Source organism: Pseudomonas fulva (assembly GCF_023517795.1).
Taxonomy (GTDB): domain Bacteria; phylum Pseudomonadota; class Gammaproteobacteria; order Pseudomonadales; family Pseudomonadaceae; genus Aquipseudomonas; species Aquipseudomonas fulva_D.
This window is the reverse complement of record NZ_CP082928.1, coordinates 2,714,235-2,733,075: the sequence shown is the minus strand read 5'-3', so window position 1 is coordinate 2,733,075 and position 18,841 is coordinate 2,714,235. Positions and strand designations below refer to the sequence as shown.

The following is an 18,841-nucleotide window of genomic DNA, read 5'->3' as shown; positions in this document are numbered from 1 at the left end:
GCGCCCCCCAAAGGTCGCTACGAGAACGGCGCGGGGCGTTAACAGACAGGGCCAGCGGATGGTGGGTACGCATCATCGTTCACGCGAACTCGCGCGCACCGTGCAAGCGCGACAGGCCAGGGCATGCCTCAACTTGCGTGACGAGACCAACAAGAACCCATAGAGGGCACCCAGCAGCCATGGCAATGCAAGGCAATATTGAAACACCGGAGCTTGGTATCACCGACCCGTCGCAGACGGAGGAGGCCAGGCGCGACCGTTATCTGGAAGGCAAGCTGGACTGGATCGTGTTCGGCTTCACCAGCCTGCTGGCCCTGGCCTTCGTGGCCTGGGGCTTTCTCAACCAGGCCAGCCTGGCGAAGAACGCCGCCACGGCGCAGTCCTGGGTCATCGTCAATTTCGGCTGGTTCTTCGTGCTCACCTCGACGATCTTCGTGGTCTTCGTGCTGTGGCTGGCGGCCAGTCGCTACGGCAAGATTCCCCTCGGCAAGGACGGCGAGGGGCCGGAATTTCGCACCACGTCATGGATCGCCATGATGTTCAGCGCCGGCATGGGCATCGGCCTGATGTTCTTTGGCGTGGCCGAGCCGCTGTCCCATTACGTGAGCCCGCCGCCGGGCACCGCCGAGGCGCAGACCAATGCCGCCATGCAGGTGGCCATGGCCACCACGCTGTTTCACTGGAGCCTGCATCCCTGGGCGATGTATGCCATCGTCGGCCTGGCGATCGCCTACGGCACCTTTCGCCGCGGCCGCTCGCAGCTGATATCCGCCGCCTTTCGGCCGCTGATGGGCGAGCACGCCAACGGCCCCATCGGCCGCGCCATCGACATGATGGCGATCTTCGCCACGCTGTTCGGCTCGGCCGCCTCGCTGGGCCTCGGCGCGCTGCAGATCGCCGGCGGGCTGGAGTACAACGGCTGGGTCGAGCAGCCCGGCAAGCTGTTCTATATCGGCCTGATCACCCTGCTGACCGTGGCCTTCGTGGCCTCGGCGGTGTCCGGCATCGACAAGGGTATCCAGTGGCTGTCCAACACCAACATGGCGCTGGCCCTGCTGCTGGCCGCCTTCGTGTTCATCGCCGGGCCGACCCTGCTGATGCTCAACCTGCTGCCGACCTCCCTGGGCGACTACATCAACCTGCTGCCGGAAATGATGGCGCGCACCAATGCCAGCGGCGGCGACAGCATGGACAGCTGGCTGTCCAGCTGGACGGTGTTCTACTGGGCCTGGTGGATTTCCTGGACGCCCTTCGTGGGCATGTTCATTGCCCGCATCAGCCGCGGCCGCACCATTCGCCAGTTCGTCACCGGTGTGCTGCTGGTGCCGAGCCTGGTCAGCCTGGTGTGGTTCGTGATCTTCGGCGGCGCCGGTATCGACGCGTTGCGCGAAGGTGTGTTCACCCTGACCAATGGCGCGGTGGACAGCAATGTCGCCCTCTATGAACTGCTGGAAAGCTACCCCTTCATCTCGGTCACCTCGGTACTGGTGATGGTCCTGGTGGGCATCTTCTTCGTCTCCGGTGCCGACGCGGCGTCACTGGTGATGGGCACGCTGTCCGAACACGGCACCACCGAGCCATCGCGCGGCACCATGATCTTCTGGGGCGCGCTGACCGGCGCGGTGGCCGCGATCATGCTGGCCATCGGCGATCCACGCGATCCAGGTGCGGCATTGACCGGCCTGCAGAACCTGACCATCGTGGTGGCGCTGCCCTTCGTGGTGGTGATGGCCCTGCTGTGCATCGCCCTGTACCGCGACCTGCGCAAGGACCCGATGATGCTGCGCGACCTGCGCGGCAGCGAGCTGATCGAGAAGGCGGTGCTCTACGGCGCGGTGAAGCACGGCGAAGAGTTCTACTTCGTGGTCAAGGAGAAGAAGGACAAGGGCGAGGCAGCCGAGAGGCAGCCGAACGCTTGATACCCTGCTCCAGGGCACAGATAAATGGCTGAACGCGGGAGTCGAGGTTAACGCCGTAATAGTGGGAGCGCGCCATGCGCACGAATTCGCGGGCATGGCCTAGGCGTCCCCGCCCGCTCCCACAGGGAGATCGCATTTCTCCATAAATCAGCTAATACGCCCGCAATCGCCCATGCTCACGCATCCGCTCGATCATGTAGGGATAGAACGGGTTCGAGGTCACCCGCTGCAGCGCCTCCATGCTCACCAGCAGCACACCGCGCTCGCCACGCACCGACAGCGCGCCGAGGTGCACGCCGTAATCCTCCGGTTCATCAGGCTGCAGCCCGTACAGCGAATCGCTCAGCGGAAATGGCAGGGCGACGTGGGACAGCGAGAAGACTTCCCGGGGGAAGGCCAGCCCGATGGGCATGAGCTGCTCCTCGGTGGCGCCGGCTTCGGTAGAGCGCGCGGCGGCGTCCAGGGTTGCGGGTGATAGGTTGCCGATCAGCGTGGTGCGGTAACGGCGCGGCGCGGCGGGTAGCAGGTCATGCGGCGACTTGGCGTGGGCACCAAGCAGAGGCCCGAAGTCGACGAAACGGTTGAGGTCGAACAGCACCAGCTCGCTGCCGTTGGCCGGCAGGTGGCGGTACAGGCCCTCGACCACGGCCGGGGTGCTCACCGTGTAATCGACCAACGACTGGAAGGTCAGCACCGGGGCCAGCTCCCCCAGGGCATTGCGCCCAGCCAGCACGGCGATCTGCTCCTGCAGGGCGCTGGTGAACAGGTAGGACTGGCGCGCCGCATTGAGGGCGAAGGAGTTGTACTTGAACGGGTTGTACTCGGGCAGCACGTCCAGCCAGGCGGCCTTGGCGAACGCCGGGAACACCGCCGGCAACCCGGCCAATCCGGCGAAACGGGCGTAGCCGGCCACACCGATCATCGGCGAAATCAGGGTCAGGCGCGTGGGGCGCGCCATCTCCCCGTTGCCCAGGGCATCGAGGGCGTACTTGAGCGCCAGGCCGCCACCAGCGGAATAGCCGACCAATTGCAGCTCCTCACCCGGCTCGATCAGCCGCTGAGCCTCGCGCACCGCCATACGGGTAGCGGCCAGCCACTGCTGCCAGGTCACGCTGGTCAGCGCGCCAGGCGTGGTGCCATGCCCAGGCAGGCGCAGGCCGACCACCACGAAGCCGGCATCGCGATACAGCCTGGTGATATGCCGCAGGCTGTAGGGCGAATCGGTCAGGCCGTGCAGCATCACCGCGGCGCCCTTCGGCTTGCCCTCGGGCTCCAGCACGTAGGAGCGGTTCCAGTCCCATTCGAAGCGCGAGGCGTTGAGCGGGCTGTCGGCGAAATAGCGGTTGTCCGGCACCCGCTCGGCATCGTCCAGGCGTTGGTAGACCTTGCCGGGCAGCGCCGCGAACAGCGCCTGTTCGGCCAGCAGGTAGTCCTGCCAACTGGCGGCGTCGAGTTCGTCGGCGCTCAGTTCCCGGGGCACGAAGGTGTGCCAGGGGCCGAGATCCGGCTTGTTATGGGCGTCGTAGATGCGCAGGGCGAAAAAGGTCAGCGCGATCACCGCCATCACCAGGCCGCCCAGGCGAATCGCTTTTTTCACCGCCTTCATGCTCGCCCCTCCGCGACCATCGCAAACGACTCATCATAACGTTTCGCCCGGCAAAAGCGCTGGTGCCGTCCGCGATGCTGAACCTTGCGCTATTGCGCGCGCCTTGCGATGGCGCGCCACAGCCCATAGGCTTCGGGTCGATATTGTTCGGTTCGGAGCCCGTCATGAGCGACTCAGCGATCATCCCCTGCCCCCGTTGCAGCAGCCTCAATCGCCTTCCCCGTGCACGCCTGGGCGAGGCGCCGCGCTGTGGCCATTGCAAGGCCGAGGTGCTGCCGGGTACGCCGTTCGAGCTCGACCAGGGCAACTACGCCCGCCAGCTCAAGGGCGACCTGCCGTTGCTGGTCGATGTATGGGCCGCCTGGTGCGGCCCGTGCCGCAGCTTCGCGCCGACCTTCGCCCAGGCGGCGGACGAACTGCGTACCCGCTGCCGGCTGGGCAAGCTGGACAGCGAGGCCAACCAGCAACTGGCCGCGCAACTGGGCATCCGCTCGATCCCCAGCCTGATCCTGTTTCAGGGCGGTCGGGAAGTCGCCCGCCAAAGCGGCGCGCTGCCGCTGCCACAGCTGCTCGCCTGGCTGAACGCCCAGGGCGTCTGAAGGCCACGCGCCACGCCAGCGACATCTGGCCTTGCCAGCGATCAGCAAGCCAACTAATCCATGGAAGGATCATCGCGGCGCAAAGCCCGATGGCAGCAAGGCGGGAGGCGCCATGCTCAAGCACATTCTGATCGCCCACAACCTGCGCGGCACCGCCGACCTGGCGCTGCACCGGGCGACGCAATTGGCGCAGCAGCACGGCGCGCGCCTGAGCGTGCTGCACGTGCTCGACCCGGCCGGAAGCGAGCAGGCCCACGACCAGGCGCGGCAGGTGCTGGACAACAGCATCAGCCACGCCGTGCACCAAGGCGGCATCCTGCGCTGCCTGCAGGAGCAGCTCAGGGCCCGCGGCAGTGATCTGCTGGTGCTCGGCAGCCACGGTCGTGGCGCCCTGAGCCAGGCGCTGCTCGGCATCCTGGCCCAGCACTTCCTGCACAAGGCGCCGTGCGACGTGTTCGTGGTGCGCTAGGGACCGCCCGCGGTCAGCCGCGCTGCAACAGATCGTGCAGTTCGATGTACTGCTGGGTCAGCTTGTGCCGCGGGTCGAGGTAGATCAGCGGCATGCAGGCCTGGTGGGATTCGCGCATCTTCACCGAACTCATCAGGTTGACCGGCAGCACCGGCAGGCCCTCGGCCACCAGCTCGTCGAGCAACTGCTGAGGCAGCGAGGCGCGGGGTTGGAACTGGTTGACCACGATACCCTCGACCTGCAGGTCCTCGTTGTGGTCTTCCTTCAGCTCCTCGATCTCGCGCAGCAGGCCGTACAGGGCATTGCGCGAGAAGGTGTCGCAGTCGAAGGGAATCAGCACGCGATCGGCGGCGATCAATGCGGAAACCGTGTAGAAATTCAGCGCCGGCGGGGTATCCAGGTAGATCTGTTCGTAGTCTTCGGCCAACTCCTCGAGCAGTTTGCGCAGCTTGTTGATCTTGTGTTTCTGCTCCAGCTTGGGCTGCAGTTCGGCCAACTCGGCGGTGGCGGTGATCACGTGCAGGTTGTCGAAGGGCGTTTCGTAGATATCCACCTTGCCCTTCTTGGCAAACGGCCCGCTGGACAGCGTCTGCTTGAAGAAGTCGGCGATACCCATGGGGATGTCGTCGCCGGTCAGCCCGGTCAGGTAGTGAGACGAGTTGCCCTGGGCATCGAGATCGACCAGCAGCGTTCGGTACCCTTGCGACGCACTGACCGCAGCCAGATTGCAGGCAATGCTCGACTTGCCCACCCCGCCTTTCTGATTGAAAACCACGCGCCTCATTCGAACCTCCACTCTCCACTAGTACATTGATACTAGGCAAAACTCGATGACAGTCGCGAGTGGCAAGCGAAACGGGTCATCCATCAGAAAATCGCTACTTAATGTTTGCGGCCCCTTGCCATCACCCGGATAATGCCGGGCGCAGCATCGCTCCCCATCGACAAGGCTCTTGTCGCACAGGACAGTCGTACAGACAAGGAAATGCCCGGCGGGCCAAGCAGAGTTTCATCTACAGATGCATTTCAGGATCGATCAATGGCGTGCCTGGGCTCCCGGCCTGGACAGTACGGATGACTGGCTCGCCTGGAGCAAGGCACCCGAACGCCTGCTCGATGGCGGTGAGCAGCCGGATGTCGGTTTTCTCCCCGCCCTGCAGCGCCGCCGCCTGAGCCGCCTGGCGCGCATGGTGTTCCAGGTCGCCTGGCCATTGGCCGAAGGGCATTCGGCACTGCCTCTGGTGTTCGTTTCGCGGCATGGCGAGACCCCACGCAACCTGGCCATCCTCAAGGAACTTGCAGTAAGAGAACCGCTGTCGCCGACACAGTTCAGCCTTTCTGTGCACAATGCGATTATCGGCCAATGGTCGATCATGCGTGGCGATACCAGCGAGATGACCGCCCTGGCCGGCGAAGCCGACGGCCTGGAAATGGCCATGCTCGAAGCCCTGACCTTTCTCGCCGAGGGCGCGCCAGCCGTGCTGCTGGTGATCGGTGAGGACGCCCAGCCGCTGCCCTATGCGCCGTTCATCGACGATGTGCCGTTCCCCTATGCGCTGGCCCTGCTGCTGACGCCCGGCGATGACTGGAGCCTGGCCCTGCACCACGGGCAAGGCCCGCGAGCGGCATGGCCGCACCCGCTGAACCTGATCCAGAGCCTGTGCCTGCACAGCGCCGCCCTCCAACATACCTGGAAAGAGCGTCAATGGACCTGGTCACGCAAAAGCCTGTGAAACGCTACAGCCCGCCCTACTGGTGGCGGCTGATCGCCACGGCGGCCAGCTTCACGCTGTTCGGTATCGGCGGCGTGCTGCTGCGCATCCTGGTGTTCCCGGTGCTGTCGCTGTTGCCCGGCGACGCCGCCGCCCACCAGCGCCGCGCCCGGCGCGTGGTCAGCCTGACCTTTCGCACCTTCGTCGAATTCATGTACCGCAGCGGGGTGCTCACCTACGAAGTGGAAGGCGCCGAGCGCCTCGGTCGCCCTGGGCAGATGATCATAGCCAACCACCCCTCGCTGATCGACGTGGTGGTGACCATCGCCTTCACCCGCGATACCAACTGCGTGGTCAAACAGAGCCTGTGGAACAACCCCTGCATGCGCGGGCCGATCCGTTCGGCGGGCTACATCAGCAACAGCGGCAGCATGGACATGCTCGACGAGGCCGCCGGCGCGCTGCAGCAGGGCCAGACCCTGGTGATCTTCCCGGAAGGCACGCGCACCACGCCCGGCCAGGCGCCGGAATTTCACCGCGGCGCGGCGGCCATTGCCCTGCGCGGCGCGCGGCTGATCACCCCCGTGGTGATCAGCGTGTCGCCCACCACCCTGACCAAGGCCGAGCCCTGGTACCGCATTCCCGCGCGGCGCTTCCATATCCGCCTGCGCGTCGGCGACGACATCGACCCGGCTCGCTTCGCCGCCATGGGCGCGGCGCCGGTCGCGTCGCGCAAACTCAACGATCATCTGCATCAGCATTTCATACAGGAGCTCGCCAAAGATGAGCGCTCTACAGCTTGAGATCAAGAACCTGATCATCGACTCCCTGGGCCTCGAGGACGTCACCGCTCAGGACATCGACGACGACCTGACCCTGTTCGGCGAGGGCCTGGGCCTGGACTCGGTCGATGCCCTGGAGCTCGGCCTGGCGATCCAGAAACGGTTCGGCATCAAGATCGACGCCGAAGCCAAGGACACCCGCACCCATTTCGCCAACGTCGCCAGCCTCGCTGCCTTCGTTGCCAGCCGCCAGGCAGCCTGAGGACGATGACCATGCAAACCCGTGAGGAAATCTTCGCCACCTTGCGCGACGCCCTGGTTGAGCTGTTCGAACTGAGCCCCGAGCGCATCAGCCTGGACGCCAACCTCTACGAAGACCTGGAAATCGACAGCATCGACGCCGTCGACCTGATCGACCACATCAAGCGCCAGACCGGCAAGAAGATTGCTGCCGAAGCGTTCAAGACGGTGCGCACCGTGGGCGACGTGGTCGAGGCGGTGTACCAGATGGTCAACGCGGACCCGGCATGAGCCGTCTGTTCGGCCTGCTGGTCGCCCTGGTCAGTGTGGCCTACCCATTCGCCGTGTACTTCGGCGCCGGCCACCTGTCACCGACGCTGTTCGCCGCCCTGCTCGGCGGCCTTTGGCTGGCACGGTTGCTCAGCAACCCGGGTGATCGCAACAGCCGGCGCATGACCGGCGCCGTACTGGTGTTCTGCCTGCTGCTGGCACTGGCCGACGAGCCGGCGCTGCTGCGCTGGTACCCGGTGCTGGTCAGTCTGCTGCTGGGCCTGCTGTTCGCCAGCAGCCTGAAGATTGGCATGCCGATGGCCGAACGCCTGGCCCGCCTGCGCGAGCCCGAGCTGCCCCCGGTGGCGGTGCGCTACACCCGCCGGGTCACCGAAGTGTGGGCCATCTTCATGCTCACCAACGGTCTGCTGGTGGTGGCCCTGAACCTGTGGGCGCCGCTGTCCTGGTGGGCGCTGTACACCGGGCTGATTTCCTACCTCCTGATGGGCCTGCTATTCGCCGGCGAATGGTTGGTACGTCAACGTGTAAGGAGAACCGCATGAGCTGGCTGAACCTCGAAGACCTGCTGCTGGCCCCTGATGCCAGCCGCCAGGTGACGCCCGAGCTCGACCATGCCGAGTTCTGCCAACGAGCCCTGAGCCTGGCCGCCCACTGGCAGGCAGCCGGTGTGCAGCGCGTCGCCCTGCACCTGCAGGACGCCGCCGAGCTGGCCATCGCCCTGCTCGCCGCCTGGCAGGCGGACATCCAGGTGCTGCTGCCCGCCGATGCCCAGCCGCAGACCCGCCAGCGCCTGGGCGCCCAGGTCGACCTGTGGGTCGAGCAGCTCGACGATTCGATCACCACCCCACCACTGACCGCCAAGCGGCTGGACCGCGAGCGCTGCCGCCTGACCCTGTGCACCTCGGGCTCCAGCGGCGAGCCCAAGCTGATCGACAAGCGCCTCGGCCAGTTGGCCAACGAAGTACAGGCGCTGGAAGCGCTGTGGGGCGAGCGCCTCGGCGATGCGCTGATCATCGGCAGCGTGGCCGCGCAACACATCTACGGCCTGCTGTTCCGCGTGCTCTGGCCGTTGTGCGCCGGCCGCGTGTTCCTGCCCAAGGCCCAGCCGTTTCCCGAAGACCTGCAGCTGGCCAGCCTGCCGCACCCGAGCTTTGCCTGGATCACCAGCCCGGCGCTGCTCAAGCGCATGGGCGACAACCTCGACTGGGTGGCCCTGAGCCGCGTGCGTCAGGTGTTCTCCTCCGGCGGCGCCCTGCCGGCCGACGCCGCCGCCTCGGTGCACGAGCGCCTGGGCCAGTGGCCGACGGAAATCTACGGCAGCTCGGAAACCGGCGGCATCGGCTGGCGCCAGGGCGGTCAGCACTGGCAGCCGTTCGCCGGTGTGCAGCTCGCGGTCAACGAAGAAGGTGCCCTGCGCCTGAGCTCGTCCTACCTGCCGGCTGGGCACTGGGAACAGATGGCCGACGCCGTGCAGATCGACGCCGACGGCCGCTTCACCCTCGGCGCGCGCCTGGATCGCATCGTCAAACTGGAAGAAAAACGTATTTCCCTGCCCCTGCTCGAACAGGCCCTGGCCCAGCACGCCTGGGTCAACGAGGCGCGCCTGGGCGTGCTGCAACAGGGCCGCGCCTTTCTTGGCGCGCTGGTCGCATTGTCCCCGGAAGGCCTGCACACGCTACGTAACCAGGGTCGTCGGCACCTGACCGAAGGCCTGCGCCAGCACCTGGCCGGCCACTGCGAGGCCATCGCCCTGCCGCGCCGCTGGCGCCTGCTGCCGCACCTGCCGTACAGCAGCCAGGGCAAGCTGGGCCAGGCCCAGGTGAACGAGCTGCTGGCCGCCGCCCGCCCGACCCGGGTCGAGCCGGCCAGCGCCCGGGAAGAAGGCGGCGAATGGTACCTGGAACTGGACGTGCCCCTGGATCTGGCGCACTTCAGCGGCCACTTTCCCGGCACCCCGGTGCTGCCGGGCGTGGTGCAGATCGACTGGGCCCAGCAACTGGCTCGCGAGCTGATCAACGACCTGCCGCCGCTGTTCGGCGGCATGGAAGTGCTCAAGTTCCAGCAGCTGGTGCGCCCTGGCGACCGCCTGCAGCTGACCCTGCGTTTCGACGCCGAGCGCAGCAAGCTGTACTTCACCTTTCGCAGCGGCGAAGCCAACTGCTCGTCCGGGCGCATTCTGCTCAAGGCGGCGCCATGAGCGGCTTGCAGCACCGCCCCTGCGCGCTGATCCCGGTGTACAACCACGAAGGGCCGCTACCCGGCGTGGTCGCCAGCCTGCAGGCCCTGGGCCTGCCGTGCCTGCTGGTCGACGACGCCTCCAGCCCGGCATGCGCCGCGGTGATAGACAGCCTGGCTGGCGAGGCCGACACCCACCTGCTGCGCCTGGCCGAGAACCAGGGCAAGGGCGGCGCGGTGATGGCCGGCCTGCGTGAAGCCCAGCGCCTGGGTTTCACCCACGCCCTGCAGGTGGACGCCGACGGCCAGCACGACCTGCAGGCGGTGCGCGGCTTTCTCGACGAATCCCGCGTCCATCCCGAGGCCATCGTCTGCGGCTATCCGCAGTACGACGCCAGCGTGCCCAAGGGTCGCCTGTACGCGCGCTACCTGACCCATGTATGGGTGTGGATCAACAGCCTGTCGCTCGAGATCCGCGACTCCATGTGCGGCTTCCGGGTCTACCCGCTGGCCGCCAGCGTGGCGTTGATCGACTCGGCGAGTCTCGGCAAACGCATGGACTTCGACTCGGAAATCCTCGTGCGTCTTTCCTGGCGCGGGCAGCCGATGCGCTGGCTGCCGACCCGCGTGCACTACCCCGAAGACGGCGTCTCGCACTTTCGCCTCTGGCAGGACAACGTGCTGATCTCGAAAATGCACGCCCGGCTGTTCTTCGGCATGCTCTGCCGCGCGCCGTGGCTCTTGTACCGGCGGTGGCGCTGATGGATCGCTCCCGCCACTGGGCCGGCCAGCGCGAGCGTGGCAGCTTCGCCCTGATGAAGCTCACCGCCCTGGCCGCCCGTCACCTGGGCCGCCGGGCGCTGAGTCCGCTGCTGTACCTGATCGTTGCCTACTTCTTCCTGTTCGGCGCCAAGGCTCGGCGCAGCATCCATCAATACCAGCACAACCTGGCGAGCTGGAGCGCGCGCGCCGAGCTGCGCCCGACCCGTCGCTCGGTATTCGCCCAGTTCATGGCCTTCGCCGACAGCCTGCTCGACAAGCTCGACGTGTGGAGCGCACGCCTCAAGCTGAGCGACGTCGAGCTGGTCGACCCCCATGGCCTGCATGACCAGATGAGTGGCAACCGCGGGCAGCTGCTGGTCGGCGCCCACCTGGGCAACCTCGAGGTGTGCCGCGCCCTGGCCGAGCTGAGCGCCGAAGTGCGCATGAACGTGCTGGTGCACACCCGCCACGCCGAGCAGTTCAACCGCCTGCTCAAGGAAAGCGGTGCGAGCAACCTGCGGCTGATCCAGGTCAGCGAGCTAGACCCTGCGGTGATGATGCGCCTGGCCGAGCACCTGGAGCGCGGCGAGTGGCTGGCGATCGCCGGCGACCGTGTGCCGCTGCATGGCGAGCGCACCGTCGAGGTGAATTTCCTCGGCCACTCGGCGCCCCTGCCGCAAGGCCCCTGGCTACTGGCCGGGCTGCTGCAGTGCCCGGTCAACCTGATCGACTGCCTGAAGATCGACGGCCGCTATCGGGTCATGCTGCAACCCTTCACCGACGCCGTGCGCTGGAAGCGCAGCGAGCGCGATGCGGTGATCCAGGGTTGGGCGCAACGCTATGCCGATCACCTCGCCGGACGCTGCCTGCAAGCCCCGCAGCAGTGGTTCAACTTCTATCCGTTCTGGAACGACCATGACAACACAGCAGCCTGAAACCGTGACCTTCGGCGCGCAGCCGCTGCGTCTCGAGCAGATCGTCAGCCTGGCCCAGCGCACCGTGCGCGGCGCGCTGGACGAGAGCCCTGCATGGCGCGAGCGCATCGCCCGCGGTGCGCGCTTCGTCGACAGCCTGCTGGACCGCGAAGGCATGATCTACGGCATCACCACCGGCTATGGCGACTCCTGCGTGGTGGCCGTGCCGCTGCATCAGGTCGAGGCGCTGCCGCGTCACCTGTACACCTTCCACGGCTGCGGCCTGGGCAAGCTGCTCGACGAGCAGGCCACCCGCGCCGTGCTGGCCGCGCGTTTGCAGTCGCTGTGCCAGGGCATGTCCGGCGTGCGCCTGGAGCTGCTCGAACGCCTGCAGGCGTTTCTCGACCACGACGTGCTGCCGCTGATCCCGGAAGAAGGCTCGGTGGGCGCCAGCGGCGACCTGACGCCGCTGTCCTACATCGCCGCAACCCTGTGTGGCGAGCGTGAGGTGATGTATCGCGGCAAGCGCCGCAGCGCTGCCGAGGTGCACGCCGAGCTGGGCTGGACACCCCTGGTGCTGCGCCCCAAGGAAGCCCTGGCGCTGATGAACGGCACTGCGGTGATGACCGCCCTGGCCTGCCAGGCCTATTCCCGTGCCGACTATCTGCTCAAGCTGGCCACGCGCATCACCGCGCTCAACGTCGTCGCCCTGCAGGGCAACCCGGAGCACTTCGACGAGCGCCTGTTCGCCGCCAAGCCGCACCCGGGCCAGAACCAGGTGGCCGCATGGATCCGCCAGGACCTGGCCATCGACGCCCCGACCGCGCCGCTGCACCGCCTGCAGGACCGCTACTCGATCCGCTGCGCACCCCACGTGCTCGGCGTGCTGGCCGACAGCCTGGGCCTGCTGCGCCAGTTCATCGAGAACGAGCTGAACAGCGCCAACGACAACCCGCTGATCGACCCGGACGAAGAGCGTGTGCTGCACGGCGGGCACTTCTACGGCGGGCATATCGCCTTCGCCATGGACAGCCTGAAGAACCTGATCGGCAACCTCGCCGACCTGCTCGACCGCCAGCTCGCCCTGCTGGTCGACACCCGCTACAACCACGGCCTGCCGAGCAACCTGTCCGGCGCGCCAGTGGAAACCGCGATGATCAACCACGGCTTCAAGGCCGTGCAGATCGGCGCCAGCGCCTGGACCGCCGAAGCCCTGAAGAACACCCTGCCGGCCAGCGTGTTCTCGCGCTCCACCGAGTGCCACAACCAGGACAAGGTGAGCATGGGCACCATCGCCGCCCGCGACGCCCTGCGCAGCCTGGAGCTGGCCGAGCAGGTCGCGGCCGCCACGCTGCTGGCCGCCAACCAGGGCGTGTGGCTGCGCCGGCGCGCCGAAGCCACCGTGCTGCCGGCCGCCCTCGCCGAGATGCACGGGCAACTGGGCGAAGACTTCCCGCCACTGCTCGAGGACCGCGCCCTGGAAGGCGAACTGCGCCTGTGCCTGCAACGCATCCGCGCCCAGCACTGGAGCCTGTATGCCTGATCAGATTGGTGTGGGAGTGGGCCATGCCCACGATTCGCGGGCATGGCCCGCTCCCACAGAGATAGCCATCGCTCTCGAGGACGCTATCCATGCGCGCTAAAGGCGTTCTGCAGGCCGAGGTGGAGATCCTCGTGCCGTTCTTCGACGTGGACATGATGGAAATCGTCTGGCATGGCCACTACGTCAAATACTTCGAGCAGGCCCGCTGCGCCCTGCTCGACAAGCTCGACCACGGCTATCCGCAAATGCGCGACAGCGGCTACGCCTGGCCGGTGATCGACCTGCAGCTGCGCTACATCCGTGGCGCCACCTTCGGCCAGCGCATCACCGTGTGCGCCGACCTGGTGGAATGGGAAAACCGCCTGAAGATCCACTACCTGATCACAGATACCGCCACCGGCGAACGCATGACCCGCGGCAGCAGCGTGCAGGTCGCCGTGGAAATCGACAGCCGCGAAATGCAGCTGGCCTCGCCCAAGGTATTCATCGATGCCGTGCAGCGGGTGATCGGATGAAAGCCCTGGCGCGTTTCTCCCTGCTGATCGGCCTGCTGCTCAGCGCTTTGAGCAGCCAGGCCGACACCCTCACTCTCGACACACTGAGCCGACAGCTGTCGCAGCACCCGGTGGTGCGCGGCCCGTTCGTGCAGGAAAAACACCTGCGCGCCCTGCCGCAACCGCTGACCAGCAGTGGCACCTTCGTCCTGGCGGCCGACGCCGGCCTGTTGTGGAAACTGGAAAAACCGCTCAAGCAGGATTACCGCATCAACGCCAACGGCATCGCCAAACGCACCGCCGACGGCTGGCAGATGCAACCCGGGCGTGATGTGGCGGCCCAGCAAAGCAAGCTGTTTCTCGACGTGCTCAAGGGCAACCACAGCGGCCTGGCGCGTAATTTCGAACTGCAGCTGAGCGGCGACGCCAAGGCCTGGACCCTGACCCTGACGCCCACTTCGATGCTGCTCAAGCAGGTGTTCAGCCGCATCGACATCGGCGGTGGCGAACTGGTCGAGCGCATCGAGCTGCACGAAGTCCAGGGCGACCGCACGCTGCTGCGCATGCCCGCCAGCGTCGCCGGCGACGCCCTGAACGAGCAGGAGCGCAGCGATTTTGCGCGCTGAACGGACCGGTCTGATCGAACGCCGCCTGCCGCGACTGTTCGCCGTGCTGTTGTTGGCACTGCTGGCGCTGACCGCCTGGCAGTGGCGCAACGGCCCGCCAGTGGCGGCGAGCATCCTCGCCCTGTTGCCCAGCGGCGCCGGTGACGCACGCCTGCAGCAGGCCGAGGCACGCATGCAGGAGCCCATTCAGCACGACCTGCTGGTGCTGGTCGGCCATCCGCAGCGCGAACGGGCGATCGCTCTGGCCGGCGAGCTGGGTCGGCAATGGCAGGAAAGCGGGCATTTCGGCCAGGTGCGCTGGCAGCTCGACAGCGATCTCGACGCCCTGCGCCGGCACCTGCGCGAAAGCCGCCTGAACCTGTTGCCGGCCGCCGACCGCCAGCTGCTGATCGAGCAGCCGGAGGCCTTTATCGAGCAACGCGCCACCGCGCTGTTCGACCCCTTCGCCTCGTTCAGCCTGCTGCCGCCGGAGCAGGACTGGTTCGGCCTTGGCGCCCGCGCCCAGCAGGCCCTGAATTTCGGCGGCCGGGTGCAGCCGGACCTGGCCAGCGGCGTGCTGCTGGTGGGCGAGCCCGGCATGACCTGGGCCGTGCTGCACCTGCGCAGCCGCGGCGATACCTTCGACATGCAGTCGCCGCTGGTCATCGCCCAGGGCATCGCAGCGGCTCGCCAGGGCGTCGAGGCCGAGGGCGGCCAGCTGCTCGCCACCGGTGGCGCGCTGTACGCCGCCGCCGGCCAGCACAAGGCAATGAGCGAGATGAGCCTGATCGGCGGCGCGGCCAGCCTGGGCACCCTGCTGCTGTTGCTGATCGGCTTCCGGCGTCCGCGGGTACTGCTCAGCCTGCTGCCCATCGGCGTGGCGCTGGTGGCCGGTTGCGCCGCCTGCGTGCTGATCTTCGGGCAGATCAATGCCCTGACCCTGGTGCTCGGCGCCAGCCTGATCGGGGTGGCCGCCGACTACCCGCTGCACTACCTGAGCAAGAGCTGGGGGCATGCAGAGTGGCGCAGCTGGAGCGCCCTGCGCAGCACCCTGCCGGGCCTGAGCCTGAGCCTGGGCACCAACCTGATCGGCTACCTGGCGCTGGCCTTGACGCCATTTCCGGCGCTGACCCAGATCGCCGCGTTCTCCGCCGCCGGGCTGATCGGCGCCTACCTGTGTTCGGTGTGCCTGCTGCCCGCCTGGCTCAACGGCATGCAGCTGCGCCCGGCACCGCGCCTGCTGGCCCTGGCCACGCGCACGATCAGTTGGCACGGCCGCCTGCGCCAGGGCCGTGGCACCTACTGGCTGCTGGCGCTGTTTCTGGCGTTCTGCGCCGGCGGCATCTGGCAGCTGCACAGCCAGAACGACCTGCGCCAGTGGCTGGGCAAGGACCCGGCGCTGTTCGCCCAATCCCAGCGCATCGTCGAACTCACCGGCCAGCAGCCCACCAGCCAGTTCTTCCTGGTGCGCGCCAGCGACGAAGCGCAGCTGCTGCAGCGCCAGCAGGCGCTCGGCGCACGGCTCGACGGCCTGGTCGGCAACAGCCAGCTGCGCAGCTACCTGTCGCTCAATCAGTTGCTCGCCCCAACCGAGCAATTGCAGGCCACCCGCGCAGCGCTGCGCGCGCTGCCGGAGCACTGGCAGCCGCTGCTGGATCTGGGCATTCCCGCCAACGCCTTGCAGGCCGAGCTGCAGCAACTGCTGGAGCAGCCGCAGGCCAACCTGGAACAGGCCCTCGCCAGCCCACTGGCCGAGCCCTGGCGGGCGCTGTGGCTGGGCCGCGACGAGCAGGGCGTGGCTGCCATCGTCAGCCTGCAGGGGCAGACCGACAGCGCCGTGCTGCAAGGCGCCGCCGATGGCCTGGACGGCGTGCAGCTGGTCGACCGCCTCGGCGAGCTGAACCGGCTGTTCGCCGCCACCCAGGTCAGCGCCGCCGAACTCAAGCTGATTTCCTGCCTGGCCATCGTGCTGCTGCTGTGCATCCCGTTCGGCCTGGGTGGTGCACTGCGGGTGGTCTGCCTGCCGCTGCTGGCGGCCCTCGCTTCCCTGGCCTGCCTGGGTTGGCTGGGCCAGCCGCTGACCCTGTTCAGCCTGTTCGGCCTGCTGCTGATCACCGCCATCGGCGTCGATTACGCCATCCTGATGCGCGAGAACATCGGCGGGCCGGCGGTCAGCCTGCTCGGCACGCTGCTGTCGGCGGTGTCCAGCTGGCTGTCGTTCGGCCTGCTGCTGATCAGCCAGACGCCGGCCATCGCCAACTTCGGCCTGGCCATCAGCCTGGGCCTGATGTTCTGCTTCCTGCTCTCGCCCTGGGCGGCGCCGCGCCACACTGCGCAGGTCCAGCCATGAGCGTGCTCGGCTTCTGGCTGCTGGCGCTGGCGCTCTATGCCCTGGTCGGCATCCTCGGTGGCCGCCGGCTGATTCCCATCGTCGGCCAGTTGCTGGTCGCCAGCCTGGCGATTCCCGCCCTGCTGCTCGGCTGGGCGGAGCCGTACCTGCAGCTCACGGCCGCTGACCTGCTGGCACCGGCCTGGGTCGAGCTGGCCTATGGGCTGAGCTTCGCCCTGCTGCTCGGTTACATCCTCAGCGACGTGATCGACCTGCAGCTCAGCCCGGCGTGCCTGAAGATCGCACTGCCGAGCTTCCTGATCCCGCTGCTGGCCGGCCTGGCCTGCGCCCTGTGGGTGCTGCCCGGCGACTACGGCTGGCTGAGCGCGGTGGGCATCGGCCTGCTGTTCTCGATCACCGCGATTCCGGTGCTCTACCTGTTCCTGCAGAGCATCGGCTACCCGCCGGCGGCCACCAAACGCCTGCTGCACGCCGCGATTCTGATGGACTTCATGTGCTGGAGCCTGTTCGGCCTGGCCCAGGGCAGCAGCCATCCGGCCAGCCTGCTGTGGCCGCTGCTGGCCGCCACCCTGCCGCTGATGTTCAACCTGCTCAGGCTGCGCCACCCGCTGTTCTACAGCCTGCCGTTCTTCGCCCTGATGGTGCTGCTGCACAGCCTCGCCCTCAACGCCCTGGTGTTCGGCATCGCCTACATGCTGTGCCTGGCGGCGATTCGCGTGCCGTTCCAGCTGCCTTTGCCGCAGCGCCAGTGGAAGCTGTTGATGAACGGCCTGGCGGTGCCGCTGATCCTCACCTGCGGCGTGCTGCGCGTGGATTTCCATGGCATTGGCGCGGCCGACTCCTGGTTCGCCGTCGGCGTGCTGCTGGTGGTGCCGGTGCTCAGCAAGGTGCTCGGCAGCTGGCTGGGCCTGCACTGGGCCGAGCCGCAGGCGCCGGCGCGGATCAAGTGGCAGGAAAGCCTGCTGCTGAACATCCGCGGGCTGACCGAAATCGTGTTTCTCAATTTGCTCCTGCACCTGCAGTTGATCGACGCCATGCTGTACTTCGGCCTGCTGCTGATGAGCCTGTTCTCCACCCTGCTGCCCGCCGTGATGGGTCGGCGCGCTTACCCGAGCGAGGCAAAAAGCCGTTATGAAATCTCCTGAAGTCCAACAGCATCAGATCGTCGTAGCCGGTGCCGGCCCGGCCGGCGCCATTGCCGCCGCCATCCTCAAGCGCAAGGGCCACGAGGTGCTGATCCTCGAGCGCCAGCGCTTCCCGCGCTTTTCCATCGGCGAGAGCCTGCTGTCGCACTGCCTGGACTTCGTCGAGGAAGCCGGGATGATCGACGCGGTGCGTGCCGCGGGCTTCCAGACCAAGCATGGCGCGGCCTTCGCCTGGGGTGACCGCTACACCGACTTCGATTTTCGCGAGACCTTCACAGAGAGCTTCGGCTCGACCTACCAGGTGCAGCGCGCCGACTTCGACAAGGTGCTGGCCGATGAAGCCGAGCGCCAGGGGGTGACCATCCGCTACGAAGAGGAAATCGTCGCCGTGGACTTCAGCGGTGAGCAGCCGCTGCTGTCGGTACGCCGCCTCACCGACGGCCACGAGTACCAGGTGCGCTGCACCTTCGTGCTCGACGCCAGCGGCTACGGCCGCCTGCTGCCGCGCCTGCTGGACCTGGAGCTGCCGTCCAACCTGCCGATGCGCAAGGCGCTGTTCACCCATATCGAAGACCGCATCGACCATCCGGGCTTCGATCGCGAGAAGATCCTCATCACCACCCACCCGACCCTGCGCGACCTGTGGTTCTGGACCATTCCGTTCAGCAACGGCCGCTGCTCGCTGGGCGTGGTCGGCCTGGCCGAGCGCTTCGACGGCTACCCCGAGAACATGGACGCCGCCCTCAAGCAGTTCGTCGCCGAAACCCCGAGCCTGGCCAAGGTACTCGGCAATGCCGTGTGGGACACCCCGGTGCGCGAGATCAAGGGCTACTCGGCCAACGTCAAGGCGCTGCATGGCAAGGGCTTCGCCCTGCTGGGCAACGCTGCCGAATTCCTCGACCCGGTGTTCAGCTCCGGCGTGACCATCGCCATGCGCTCGGCGAGCATGGCCGCCAACCTGCTGCACCGCCAGCTGAGCGGCGAGACCGTGGACTGGGAGCAGGACTTCGCCATCCCGCTCAAGCGCGGCGTCGACACCTTCCGTGTGTACGTCGAAGGCTGGTACGACGGCAGCTTCCAGGACGTCATCTACTATCCCAAGGCCTCGCCGGATATCCGCGCCATGATCAGCTCGATCCTCGCCGGCTACGCCTGGGACCAGCGCAACCCCTATGTCGCCGAGCCCAAGCGCCGCCTGCGGGTGCTCGCCGAGCTGTGTGCCAGTGCCTGAGGAG

19 protein-coding genes are annotated in these 18,841 nt (G+C 67.2%); 17 read left to right on the top strand and 2 right to left on the bottom strand.

All coding sequences use genetic code 11. The features are described from left to right. Positions 1–179: 179 nt before the first annotated feature. Positions 180–1,919, top strand: a complete 1,740-nt coding sequence (locus tag K8U54_RS12340; protein ID WP_249906136.1) for a BCCT family transporter — start codon at positions 180–182, stop codon at positions 1,917–1,919. A gap of 151 nt (positions 1,920–2,070) precedes the next feature. Here K8U54_RS12340 and K8U54_RS12335 read toward each other — a convergent pair whose 3' ends face one another. Next, complete coding sequence (locus tag K8U54_RS12335) at positions 2,071–3,525, bottom strand: alpha/beta hydrolase (RefSeq protein ID WP_249906135.1); 1,455 nt, start codon at positions 3,523–3,525, stop codon at positions 2,071–2,073. A gap of 164 nt (positions 3,526–3,689) precedes the next feature. Between K8U54_RS12335 and trxC the strand changes: the two genes are divergently transcribed. Both trxC and K8U54_RS12325 read left to right on the top strand, forming a co-directional pair. Further along, positions 3,690–4,124: a thioredoxin TrxC gene (gene trxC / locus K8U54_RS12330; protein ID WP_249906134.1), complete on the top strand. Its 435-nt coding sequence runs from the start codon at positions 3,690–3,692 to the stop codon at positions 4,122–4,124. A 112-nt stretch (positions 4,125–4,236) separates the two neighbouring features. Then, entirely contained in the window at positions 4,237–4,593 is a 357-nt protein-coding gene (locus tag K8U54_RS12325; protein WP_249906133.1) for a universal stress protein, read from the top strand. A 13-nt stretch (positions 4,594–4,606) separates the two neighbouring features. Here the strand turns inward: K8U54_RS12325 and K8U54_RS12320 are convergent, their stop codons facing one another. After that, positions 4,607–5,377: a ParA family protein gene (locus tag K8U54_RS12320; RefSeq protein ID WP_249906132.1), complete on the bottom strand. Its 771-nt coding sequence runs from the start codon at positions 5,375–5,377 to the stop codon at positions 4,607–4,609. A gap of 235 nt (positions 5,378–5,612) precedes the next feature. Between K8U54_RS12320 and K8U54_RS12315 the strand changes: the two genes are divergently transcribed. The 14 genes from K8U54_RS12315 (at position 5,613) to K8U54_RS12250 (ending at position 18,837) form a co-directional block, all read left to right on the top strand. Beyond that, entirely contained in the window at positions 5,613–6,326 is a 714-nt protein-coding gene (locus K8U54_RS12315) for a beta-ketoacyl synthase chain length factor (RefSeq protein ID WP_249906131.1), read from the top strand. Continuing rightward, positions 6,299–7,108, top strand: a complete 810-nt coding sequence (locus K8U54_RS12310; protein WP_249906130.1) for a lysophospholipid acyltransferase family protein — start codon at positions 6,299–6,301, stop codon at positions 7,106–7,108. The genes K8U54_RS12315 and K8U54_RS12310 overlap by 28 nt, the downstream gene beginning before the upstream one ends. Next, entirely contained in the window at positions 7,089–7,349 is a 261-nt protein-coding gene (locus K8U54_RS12305) for a phosphopantetheine-binding protein (RefSeq protein WP_070886005.1), read from the top strand. The genes K8U54_RS12310 and K8U54_RS12305 overlap by 20 nt, the downstream gene beginning before the upstream one ends. Before the next feature lie 11 nt (positions 7,350–7,360). Next, complete coding sequence (locus K8U54_RS12300; protein ID WP_192422646.1) at positions 7,361–7,618, top strand: acyl carrier protein; 258 nt, start codon at positions 7,361–7,363, stop codon at positions 7,616–7,618. Beyond that, entirely contained in the window at positions 7,615–8,160 is a 546-nt protein-coding gene (locus tag K8U54_RS12295) for a hypothetical protein (RefSeq protein WP_249906129.1), read from the top strand. Before K8U54_RS12300 ends, K8U54_RS12295 begins: the two co-directional genes overlap by 4 nt. Beyond that, a complete protein-coding gene (locus K8U54_RS12290) occupies positions 8,157–9,815 on the top strand; it encodes an acyl-CoA synthetase family protein (RefSeq protein ID WP_249906128.1) in 1,659 nt (552 codons plus the stop codon). The genes K8U54_RS12295 and K8U54_RS12290 overlap by 4 nt, the downstream gene beginning before the upstream one ends. Continuing rightward, on the top strand, positions 9,812–10,555 hold the full coding sequence (locus K8U54_RS12285) for a glycosyltransferase family 2 protein (RefSeq protein ID WP_249906127.1): 744 nt from the start codon (positions 9,812–9,814) through the stop codon (positions 10,553–10,555). Before K8U54_RS12290 ends, K8U54_RS12285 begins: the two co-directional genes overlap by 4 nt. Next, entirely contained in the window at positions 10,555–11,490 is a 936-nt protein-coding gene (locus tag K8U54_RS12280; RefSeq protein WP_249906126.1) for a glycosyl transferase, read from the top strand. Before K8U54_RS12285 ends, K8U54_RS12280 begins: the two co-directional genes overlap by 1 nt. Then, positions 11,471–13,012 (top strand): HAL/PAL/TAL family ammonia-lyase, encoded by a 1,542-nt coding sequence (locus K8U54_RS12275; RefSeq protein ID WP_249906125.1) that lies wholly within the window; start codon positions 11,471–11,473, stop codon positions 13,010–13,012. The genes K8U54_RS12280 and K8U54_RS12275 overlap by 20 nt, the downstream gene beginning before the upstream one ends. Positions 13,013–13,101: 89 nt before the next feature. Further along, the gene (locus K8U54_RS12270; RefSeq protein WP_249906124.1) at positions 13,102–13,527 is read left to right on the top strand and encodes an acyl-CoA thioesterase; all 426 of its coding nucleotides are present in this window, start codon (positions 13,102–13,104) and stop codon (positions 13,525–13,527) included. Continuing rightward, complete coding sequence (locus K8U54_RS12265) at positions 13,524–14,132, top strand: outer membrane lipoprotein carrier protein LolA (protein WP_249906123.1); 609 nt, start codon at positions 13,524–13,526, stop codon at positions 14,130–14,132. Before K8U54_RS12270 ends, K8U54_RS12265 begins: the two co-directional genes overlap by 4 nt. Next, a complete protein-coding gene (locus K8U54_RS12260; RefSeq protein ID WP_249910360.1) occupies positions 14,122–16,461 on the top strand; it encodes an MMPL family transporter in 2,340 nt (779 codons plus the stop codon). The genes K8U54_RS12265 and K8U54_RS12260 overlap by 11 nt, the downstream gene beginning before the upstream one ends. After that, a complete protein-coding gene (locus K8U54_RS12255) occupies positions 16,458–17,606 on the top strand; it encodes a sodium:proton antiporter (RefSeq protein ID WP_249910359.1) in 1,149 nt (382 codons plus the stop codon). The genes K8U54_RS12260 and K8U54_RS12255 overlap by 4 nt, the downstream gene beginning before the upstream one ends. Next, positions 17,593–18,837, top strand: a complete 1,245-nt coding sequence (locus K8U54_RS12250; RefSeq protein WP_249910358.1) for an NAD(P)/FAD-dependent oxidoreductase — start codon at positions 17,593–17,595, stop codon at positions 18,835–18,837. Before K8U54_RS12255 ends, K8U54_RS12250 begins: the two co-directional genes overlap by 14 nt. Positions 18,838–18,841: the final 4 nt, after the last annotated feature.

Coding starts and splice junctions, on each gene's coding strand:
- K8U54_RS12340 (WP_249906136.1), top strand. CDS start 180: ATGGCAATGCAAGGCAATATTGAAACACCGGAGCTTGGTATCACCGAC.
- K8U54_RS12285 (WP_249906127.1), top strand. CDS start 9,812: ATGAGCGGCTTGCAGCACCGCCCCTGCGCGCTGATCCCGGTGTACAAC.
- K8U54_RS12275 (WP_249906125.1), top strand. CDS start 11,471: ATGACAACACAGCAGCCTGAAACCGTGACCTTCGGCGCGCAGCCGCTG.
- K8U54_RS12255 (WP_249910359.1), top strand. CDS start 16,458: ATGAGCGTGCTCGGCTTCTGGCTGCTGGCGCTGGCGCTCTATGCCCTG.
- K8U54_RS12335 (WP_249906135.1), bottom strand. CDS start 3,525: ATGAAGGCGGTGAAAAAAGCGATTCGCCTGGGCGGCCTGGTGATGGCG.
- K8U54_RS12320 (WP_249906132.1), bottom strand. CDS start 5,377: ATGAGGCGCGTGGTTTTCAATCAGAAAGGCGGGGTGGGCAAGTCGAGC.
- K8U54_RS12250 (WP_249910358.1), top strand. CDS start 17,593: ATGAAATCTCCTGAAGTCCAACAGCATCAGATCGTCGTAGCCGGTGCC.
- K8U54_RS12325 (WP_249906133.1), top strand. CDS start 4,237: ATGCTCAAGCACATTCTGATCGCCCACAACCTGCGCGGCACCGCCGAC.
- K8U54_RS12305 (WP_070886005.1), top strand. CDS start 7,089: ATGAGCGCTCTACAGCTTGAGATCAAGAACCTGATCATCGACTCCCTG.
- trxC (WP_249906134.1), top strand. CDS start 3,690: ATGAGCGACTCAGCGATCATCCCCTGCCCCCGTTGCAGCAGCCTCAAT.
- K8U54_RS12315 (WP_249906131.1), top strand. CDS start 5,613: ATGCATTTCAGGATCGATCAATGGCGTGCCTGGGCTCCCGGCCTGGAC.
- K8U54_RS12310 (WP_249906130.1), top strand. CDS start 6,299: ATGGACCTGGTCACGCAAAAGCCTGTGAAACGCTACAGCCCGCCCTAC.
- K8U54_RS12300 (WP_192422646.1), top strand. CDS start 7,361: ATGCAAACCCGTGAGGAAATCTTCGCCACCTTGCGCGACGCCCTGGTT.
- K8U54_RS12270 (WP_249906124.1), top strand. CDS start 13,102: ATGCGCGCTAAAGGCGTTCTGCAGGCCGAGGTGGAGATCCTCGTGCCG.
- K8U54_RS12280 (WP_249906126.1), top strand. CDS start 10,555: ATGGATCGCTCCCGCCACTGGGCCGGCCAGCGCGAGCGTGGCAGCTTC.
- K8U54_RS12295 (WP_249906129.1), top strand. CDS start 7,615: ATGAGCCGTCTGTTCGGCCTGCTGGTCGCCCTGGTCAGTGTGGCCTAC.
- K8U54_RS12290 (WP_249906128.1), top strand. CDS start 8,157: ATGAGCTGGCTGAACCTCGAAGACCTGCTGCTGGCCCCTGATGCCAGC.
- K8U54_RS12265 (WP_249906123.1), top strand. CDS start 13,524: ATGAAAGCCCTGGCGCGTTTCTCCCTGCTGATCGGCCTGCTGCTCAGC.